Raw genomic sequence first — 2,514 nt, forward strand, 5'->3', positions numbered from 1 at the left:
AGCCTGGCCCTCGAGCGGGATGCCGAGGGCGCGGCGCACCGCGCTGGTGCCACCGTCGCAGCCGGCGAGCCAGGCGCAGCGCACCCGCTCCGTGCCGCCGTCCGCGGCGCGGCGCAACGTCGCGGTGACGCCTCCGGCGTCCTGAGCCAGGTCCTCGAAGGCGACGCCCCAGCGCGCCTCGACCAGCGGGTGCGCGAGGACGGCGCGCTGCAGCACCGGCTCGATCTCCACCTGGGAGACGCGCATGGACGGTTCGGCCGGCATGGTGCCGTCGTTGGTCTCGCGGATCAGCTGCCGCCAGTCCTCGACACTCGGGTAGCGGAAGCGGTGCAGCTCGTGGCCGGCAAGCGTGGTGATCCAGGCAACGTCGAAGTTGCTGTCCTCGGGCACCGCCACGGCGCGCAGCGCATCGGCGACGCCGAGGCGGCGGAACAGCTCCATGCTGCGGGCATTGGTGATGTCCATTTTCGGGTGCTGGGTGGTCGCCGGATTTCGCTCCGCCAGGAGGCAGCGGACGCCGCGACGCGCGAGCTCGAGCGCGAGCGTCATACCGACCGGGCCGCCGCCCGCGACCAGCACCGGGACGTGCCGCGTCATCGCGCGGGCCTAGTTCAGAACCGCGGCGAACTGCCGCGCGAGGCCTGTCCAGCGCCCCCGCTCCTCGGCAACCCAGGCGGCCAGGTCCTCGGGGCTGGCGGCCTGGGCCTGCGCGCCCAGCGCCTCCAGCCGGCTGCAGAACTCCGTGCTTCGGATCACCGCGGTCAGCCTTTGGTTGAGCAGCCGGATGAACGGCGCCGGCGTGCTGGCGGGAGTGAAGAGCGCACTCCAGGAACCGGCGAGGATTGCAGGAAAGCCGAGCTCCGCCGTGGTCGGCACCTCCGGCAGGCCAGGGTCGCGCAGACGCGTCGTGACCGCCAGGGCACGCAGCGCGCCGGCCGTTACCTGCGATCGGACGATGACGCCGACCTCGAAGGTGCCGGCAGTCTCGCCGTTGACGACCGCCCGTAGGGTGGTGGCGTCGCGCATGATGGTGCGCCGATCGGCGTCCTTGATGGCCGCGGCGGTCCGGCCGGCCTCGCCGGAGCGGGGCTTTGCGAGGGGAAGACGCTCGGCGGGCATGTCGAAACCGAATGCGGATTCGACTTTGAGGTCAAGTGTCATCGCGGCGCCGTGGCGCACCGGGGGCTGGGGCGCAACCGATCCGCAAAGCCCTGCAGGGATCCTGGCAGAGAGGATGGGAAGCCGGCTTCCGGTTCGGGGTGTTCCGGCGGTGGTGCCCAAGCGCAATCGCCCGCCTGCCGCCCCTGCGGGCCTACCCCATTCCGGCGGGGTGGGAGAGAGCACCTGCTGGTCCGATGCGCTCGGCTGTCGGTCCGCCCCGGCGCGCCGGCGGGCGGATAAGCGGGTCGGCGGCCAGCAGCCGGGCGGCCCCGAGCACGAGGAAGCGCGCCTCGCGGGACGGCGCGGGCGCGGCTTCGGCCTCCAGCCATCGGGCCAAGCCAAGGACGCAGACCGCGAGCGTGCGGTCGCCCAGTGCCGAGAAGTCGGCATGGAACACGTCCGGGAAGGCCGGGGCCGGGCAGCCATGCAGGCCGGCGAGCCGGCGCGCGAGCTCGACCGCGGCGCCTTCGAGCACGACGCCTTCCACGCGCTCGACATCGCGCAGGGTCTCGACCAGCGCCCAGGTCGGCAGCGCCCGGTCCGGGTGCTCCGCCAAGGTGCGCTCGACGAATGCCCTGGCCGCGGCCAGGTCCTCGGGTGCGATCGCGCCGGTGCCCATGGACAGGAACATAGACTGAACGTGACCGCGCAGGCGAGTGCCTGCTACCGGGCAGGTCACTCGCCGACCCGCCGGCATCCGCGTGGCACAGAGGCACCCGCTCGGACCGCTTCCGTCTCGACTATGAACCTGCGGCTTAATGACTGTCCCCACTGCTTCCTACGGTGAGCTTCCGTTGCGCGTTTATGTTTCGAAGTGGAGCGGGTTGACAGTGCCCGCCAGATATCGGTTACCCACCTGTTGCATGCATAGCGAGCGAGAGCCCACCGATCAGGATGAGGCTGGTTGCCCAGACCGCACCGAGGTTGAACCAAGTCCGTGCCACAAGCCGAAGCCCCAGATGACGGTATGTCAGCCACGCAAAAAGCCCGCCCGTGACGATCATTGCCGTCGCATGGGTGACGGAGACAACCACCGCCGTGCTCAGGTTGGCGCTAATCAACCAACCTAAGGCGTTCTGCCGCTCGTCCAATCCAGTAGACCTGCAAAGCCCGAGATAGACCGGCACGAGCATCAGCCCTGCACCGTGTGTGATAGCAACTGCAAAGGACCAGAGCCCGAGCCGTGTCGGCCGGATCCGGGACAGCACGCGCGGGTGGCGGCGCCGAAGAAGTTCAACAGTGCCGAAGCCGAGCAGGAGGATCGCCGCGGCGGTCTGGACCTCTCGCTGCCATGCCAGAAGTGCTCCGAGCACGGCAAAGGGAAGGATCATGACGAGCATGGCCAACAGATGA

At 70.2% G+C, this 2,514-nt stretch carries 4 protein-coding genes; all 4 read right to left on the bottom strand.

From position 1 onward, the window contains the following. Positions 1 to 597, bottom strand: a 597-nt coding sequence (locus Q7A36_RS39310) for an FAD-dependent monooxygenase (RefSeq protein ID WP_305109232.1), incomplete at its 3' end; no start/stop codon positions are given. Positions 598 to 606: 9 nt separating this feature from the next. Beyond that, positions 607 to 1,179 (bottom strand): tripartite tricarboxylate transporter substrate-binding protein, encoded by a 573-nt coding sequence (locus Q7A36_RS39315; protein WP_305109233.1) that lies wholly within the window; start codon positions 1,177 to 1,179, stop codon positions 607 to 609. Between the two features lie 133 nt (positions 1,180 to 1,312). Beyond that, positions 1,313 to 1,792 carry a hypothetical protein gene (locus Q7A36_RS39320; protein ID WP_305109234.1) on the bottom strand — a complete coding sequence of 160 codons (480 nt, stop codon included), beginning with the start codon at positions 1,790 to 1,792 and terminating at the stop codon, positions 1,313 to 1,315. Positions 1,793 to 2,009: 217 nt separating this feature from the next. Beyond that, positions 2,010 to 2,514: hypothetical protein (locus Q7A36_RS39325; RefSeq protein ID WP_305109235.1), on the bottom strand; the 505-nt coding region annotated here is incomplete at its 5' end.

The organism is Paracraurococcus lichenis (assembly GCF_030657435.1).
Classification (GTDB): Bacteria; Pseudomonadota; Alphaproteobacteria; order Acetobacterales; family Acetobacteraceae; genus Paracraurococcus; species Paracraurococcus lichenis.